Annotated in this window: 6 protein-coding genes and 1 pseudogene; 2 read left to right on the plus strand and 5 right to left on the minus strand. The window is 69.8% G+C overall.

All coding sequences use genetic code 11. From position 1 onward, the window contains the following. Nucleotides 1–311: pseudogene (locus VHK87_RS06755) on the plus strand (hypothetical protein); the annotation flags it as partial. 11 nt (nt 312–322) lie between these two features. Here VHK87_RS06755 and pseC read toward each other — a convergent pair. Together pseC and pseB are read right to left on the minus strand one after the other, a co-directional pair. Then, nucleotides 323–1,483: a UDP-4-amino-4,6-dideoxy-N-acetyl-beta-L-altrosamine transaminase gene (gene pseC / locus VHK87_RS06760; protein ID WP_329634136.1), complete on the minus strand. Its 1,161-nt coding sequence runs from the start codon at nt 1,481–1,483 to the stop codon at nt 323–325. After that, on the minus strand, nt 1,480–2,544 hold the full coding sequence (gene pseB, locus VHK87_RS06765; RefSeq protein ID WP_329634137.1) for a UDP-N-acetylglucosamine 4,6-dehydratase (inverting): 1,065 nt from the start codon (nt 2,542–2,544) through the stop codon (nt 1,480–1,482). The genes pseC and pseB overlap by 4 nt, the downstream gene beginning before the upstream one ends. Before the next feature lie 94 nt (nt 2,545–2,638). Between pseB and VHK87_RS06770 the strand changes: the two genes are divergently transcribed. After that, nucleotides 2,639–3,037 (plus strand): Tat pathway signal protein, encoded by a 399-nt coding sequence (locus VHK87_RS06770; RefSeq protein WP_329634138.1) that lies wholly within the window; start codon nt 2,639–2,641, stop codon nt 3,035–3,037. 13 nt (nt 3,038–3,050) lie between these two features. Here VHK87_RS06770 and VHK87_RS06775 read toward each other — a convergent pair whose 3' ends face one another. The 3 genes from VHK87_RS06775 to VHK87_RS06785 all read right to left on the minus strand — a co-directional run. Continuing rightward, nucleotides 3,051–3,827 carry an SDR family oxidoreductase gene (locus VHK87_RS06775; RefSeq protein WP_329634139.1) on the minus strand — a complete coding sequence of 259 codons (777 nt, stop codon included), beginning with the start codon at nt 3,825–3,827 and terminating at the stop codon, nt 3,051–3,053. Beyond that, on the minus strand, nt 3,824–4,126 hold the full coding sequence (locus tag VHK87_RS06780) for a 4a-hydroxytetrahydrobiopterin dehydratase (RefSeq protein ID WP_329634140.1): 303 nt from the start codon (nt 4,124–4,126) through the stop codon (nt 3,824–3,826). Before VHK87_RS06780 ends, VHK87_RS06775 begins: the two co-directional genes overlap by 4 nt. After that, nucleotides 4,123–4,457, minus strand: a 335-nt coding sequence (locus VHK87_RS06785) for an HAD-IA family hydrolase (RefSeq protein WP_329634141.1), incomplete at its 5' end; no start/stop codon positions are given. The genes VHK87_RS06780 and VHK87_RS06785, both read right to left, overlap by 4 nt.

A 4,457-nucleotide genomic window follows, 5' to 3' on the forward strand; every position in this document is an offset into this window, starting at 1 on the left:
GTGCGGGCCTGGCGCCCGAGGACTACACCCCGGTCCAGGCCAAACTCGGCGAGCTGGGCGGCGTCCTCGACGCCGAGGCCAAGCTCACCGCCAGCCTCGCCAAGGCCCAGGCCCCGGCCAGCCAGCGGCTGATGCTGCTGCTGAAGTTCGCCCTGGGCGAGACCGCTCCCCTCGGTCCCGCCACGGAACGCGCAAAGGCCGAGGCCGTGCGCCTGATCCGCATGGACGAAACCCGCAGCGAATTGGCCCGCTCGCCGGAGCGCATGGCCCAGGTCGGCGAACTGATCAAACAGGTCGGGCTCGCGGCCTGATCTCTTCCCTGCTAGCCCGCCGCTTCGCTCAGCGCGTCCACCACCCGGTCCACGTCGCCGTCGTCCATGCCGGGGTACAGCGGCAGGGACAGGCACCTGGCGTACCAGGCCTCGGCGCCTGGCAGGTGGAGGTCGCCGTAGCGCTCGCGGTAGTAGGGCTGGCGGTGGACGGGGATGTAGTGGACCTGACTGCCGACGCCGCGCGCGGCGAGGGCGTCGACCACCTGGCGGCGGGTGCGGCCGGCGGCCTCGAAGTCGATCAGCACGGTCAACAGGTGCAGGACCGGGTCGCTCCAGGCGGGGCGAGAGGCAGGGATGACCGTGGGCGAAAGGGACGCGAGGCGCTCAAGGTAGCGGTCGGCCAGCTCTCGCCGGCGGGCGGCGAAGCGGGGCAGCTTGGAAAGCTGCGACAGCCCCAGGGCGCAGAGGATGTCGGGTAGGCGGTAGTTGAAGCCGATCTCCGGCATCTCGTACCACCAGGGCTCCCCACCGGCCGGGCGGACCATGCCGTGCGTGCGCAGTGTACGCAGCCGCTGGGCCAGGCCCGGATCGTTGGTGGTGACCATGCCGCCCTCGCCGGTGGCGATGGTCTTCACCGGATGGAAGGAGAAGGTGGCCATCGCGCCCCAGCGGCCGTCGCCGACGCTGGCCGCCTGGTTCCCGAACTGCATGGTCGAGCCCAGCGCGTGGGGCGCGTCCTCCACCAGCACCGCGCCGGCCTGCTCGGCCAGGGCGGCCAGCGCCGGCAGCTCGGCGACGTCGCCGCGCAGGTGGACGGGCAGCACGGCCCGCACCTTGCGGCCCTCGGCGCGCGCCAGGGCGTCCGCCAGGGTGTCCGGCGTCATCAGGCCGGTGAGCGGATCAACGTCGGCGAACACCACCTCGGCCCCCACGAAACGGGCGCAGTTGGCGGTGGCCAGGAAGGTGATTGAGGGGGCGACGCAGACCTCGCCCGGCTGCACGTCCAGGGCCAGCATGGCCAGGTGCAGGGCCGCGGTGCCGTTGGCGCAGGCGATCGCGTGTTTCGCGCCGACGACCTCGGCGAAGGCGGCCTCGAAGGCCTCGACTTTCGGCCCGGTGGTCAGGAGGTCCGCGCGCAGGGCCTCGGCCACCGCGGCGATGTCGTCGTCCTCGATCGTCTGGCGACCGTAGGGAAGCAGGGGCCCGCTCATACCGGGTCGGTGGCCCGGCGCCGGCGCATCACCGGCGGGGCGTCGGCGAGCATCTCCAGCAGGCCCGCGCCGCTCAGCCACTCGTCGTTGGTGTCGCTGGAGTAGGAGAAGCCGTCCGGCGCCGGCTTGGCGGCGGCGCCGAACTTCTTGCGCGTGTATTCGGCGAACGCCGGTTCGATGGCGTAGCGGTCGCCCAGATCGACGGTGGTGCGCGCATCGTCCGAGCTGATCATCATCTCGTGCAGCTTCTCGCCCGGGCGGATGCCGATGATCTTGACCGGCAGCTCGGGCGCGAGGGCTGCGGCCAGGTCGGTCATCTTCATCGAGGGGATCTTGGGCACGAAGATCTCGCCGCCCCGCATGATCTCCAGCGAGGAGAGCACGAAATCGACGCCCTGGTTGAGGGTGATCCAGAACCTCGTCATCCGCGCATCGGTGATCGGCAGCTCCTTGGCGCCGTTGGCGATCAGCCGCTGGAACAGGGGCGCGACCGAGCCGCGCGAGCCCACCACGTTGCCGTAGCGCACCACCGAGAAGCGGGTGCCGATGTCGCCGGACAGGTTGTTGGCCGCCACGAAGGTCTTGTCCGAGGCGAGCTTGGTCGCCCCGTAGAGGTTGATCGGGTTGCAGGCCTTGTCGGTGGAGAGCGCCACCACCTGCTTCACCCGGTTAGTCAGGCTGGCCCAGACGACGTTCTCGGCCCCCAGCACGTTGGTGTGGATGCATTCCGAGGGGTTGTACTCGGCGGCCGGCACCTGCTTCAGGGCCGCGGCGTGGATCACGATGTCGACGCCGCGCAGCGCCAGCGTCAGCCGCTCCCGGTCCCGCACGTCGCCCAGGAAGAACCGCATCGCGCCCAGCCGCTCCTGGCCGTAGCGCTCGGCCAGGTCGATCTGCATCTCGTGCTGCTTCAGCTCGTCCCGTGAATAGACGATCAGCTTGCGCGGCTTGGCCCTGGTGAGGACCATGTCGATGAACCGGCGGCCGAACGAGCCGGTGCCGCCGGTGACGAGGATGACCTTGCCGTCGAGGTTGAGGTTGGTCGGCGCAAAGCGGCCCAACAGGCGCTCCAGTCCAAATGCGAATCTGACGAGAGCCCACTCTGAATCGTCGCCGTAAAGAGACCGCTAACCGTACTGCGGCCAAATCTCCGGCATGCACCGCCGCTCCCTTCTGCTGGCCGCCGCCGCGATGGCCCTGGCGCCGGGCGCGCGTGCGGCCTCGAACCGCGAGAAGAAGGTGGTCGGCGGGCTGAGCTACGTCCAGCTCCCGGCCGTGACCTCCTCCGTGCTGCTGCCGAACGGGCGCCGCGGGGTGCTGACCGTGGAGGCGGGCCTCGACATTCCCGATGTGCGCCTGCGCGAACGGGCCGAGGCCTCGCAGCCCAGGCTGCGCGCCGCCTTCGCCCAGCGGCTGCAGACCTACGCCACCGGCCTGCCGCCGGGCGCGCCGCCCAACGCCGAGACCCTCAGCCGCGAGATGCAGCGCGAAACCGATCGCGTACTGGGCCGCACGGGGGCCCGGCTGCTGCTCGGGACGGTGATGGTGAACTGAGGCGCGAAGCGCCTCACATCGCCGAGATGCCGCCGTCCAGCTTCAGTTCGGCTCCTGTCATGAAGCGGCTCTCCTCGCTGGCCAGGTAGATCACTGCGTTGGCGATATCCGAGGGCGCGCCGATGCGGCCGAGCGGGATCTGGCGGGCCAGCTTGGCGTCCGCCTCCTCCTTGCCGAACTGCTGGCGGATCGGATCGAGGATCGGGGTGTCGATGAAGGTCGGGTGGATCGAGTTCGAGCGGATGTCGAGCCCCTGCTTGGCGCAGTGCAGGGCGATGCCCTTGGAAAGCAGCCAGACCGCGGCCTTGGAGGCGTTGTAGGCGGGGCTGTTGTGGGCGGCGATCAGCCCGGCGATCGACGAGATGTTGATGATCGAGCCGGGCTGGGTCTTCCGCATGTAGCGCAGCGCGTGCTTGGTCCCCAGGAAGACCGAGTCCACGTTGACGCTCATCACCACCTTCCAGTCCTCGAAGGACAGCTGCTCGATGTTGCCGCCGCGGCTGATGCCGGCGTTGTTGATCAGCACCGAGATCCCGCCCATGGCCGCGTCGGCCTCCTCCAGGGCATAGATCCACTGGTCCTCCTTGGTGACGTCCAACGGGAAGGCGAAGGCGGCGCCCTCGCCGAAACCAGTGTTGATCTCCGCCGCCAGGTCCTCGACGCCGGCGCTGTCGATATCTGCGAGGCAGACCTGCGCCCCCTCGGCGACCAGCGCGCGGGCCATGGCCGATCCGAGGCCGCCCGCCGCCCCGGTGATGAAAACCTTCTTTCCGGCGACCCGTCCGCTCATCTGGAGACCTCCCGCGCGCACGCGTCCATGAATGTCGCGAGCTTCACGTCGAGCTCGGTCACCCCGTCGGCGTCGTGGGTGGTGAGGGTGACCTCGACGCGATTGTAGACGTTGAACCACTCCGGATGGTGGTCGAGCTTTTCGGCCTTCAGGGCGACGCGGCTCATGAAGCCGAACGCAGCGTTGAAGTCTGCGAAACGGAAGCTACGAGCGATGGCGTCGCGGCCGCCCTCCACCGCCGTCCAGTCGGGCAGCGACTTCAGCGCCGCGGCGGCCCCGATCTTCGCCGGCCGGGTCATGCGCCCGCGGGCTCCTCGGTGGGGAAGGACAGGCCGGTGGCGTCGGCGAGCTCGGCCAGGGTCTGGTCGACGTCCACCACCTTGATCGCCCGCATGCCCAGCTGGGCGGCCGGCTTGCAGTTGACCCCCAGGTCGTCGAGGTAGACGCAGGCGGCAGGCTCCACGCCCAGCAGCTCGCACATCATCTGGTAGATCTTGGGATCTGGCTTGCGCACGCCCGCCTTGGAGCTTTCCAGGATGGCGTCGAACATCGGCATGATCTCGCCGAAGGTCGAAGTGCTGCGGCTCGCCGCGCGGTCGCCCGGCGAATGGCTGGAGACCATGTTGTTGG

Origin of the sequence: Phenylobacterium sp. (genome assembly GCF_036263695.1) — a bacterium.
Taxonomy (GTDB): Bacteria; Pseudomonadota; Alphaproteobacteria; order Caulobacterales; family Caulobacteraceae; genus Phenylobacterium.

What these genes read in the sequence shown, in the direction of transcription:
- pseC (WP_329634136.1), bottom strand. Translation starts at nt 1,483, where the DNA reads ATGAGCGGGCCCCTGCTTCCCTACGGTCGCCAGACGATCGAGGACGAC.
- VHK87_RS06770 (WP_329634138.1), top strand. Translation starts at nt 2,639, where the DNA reads ATGCACCGCCGCTCCCTTCTGCTGGCCGCCGCCGCGATGGCCCTGGCG.
- VHK87_RS06775 (WP_329634139.1), bottom strand. Translation starts at nt 3,827, where the DNA reads ATGAGCGGACGGGTCGCCGGAAAGAAGGTTTTCATCACCGGGGCGGCG.
- VHK87_RS06780 (WP_329634140.1), bottom strand. Translation starts at nt 4,126, where the DNA reads ATGACCCGGCCGGCGAAGATCGGGGCCGCCGCGGCGCTGAAGTCGCTG.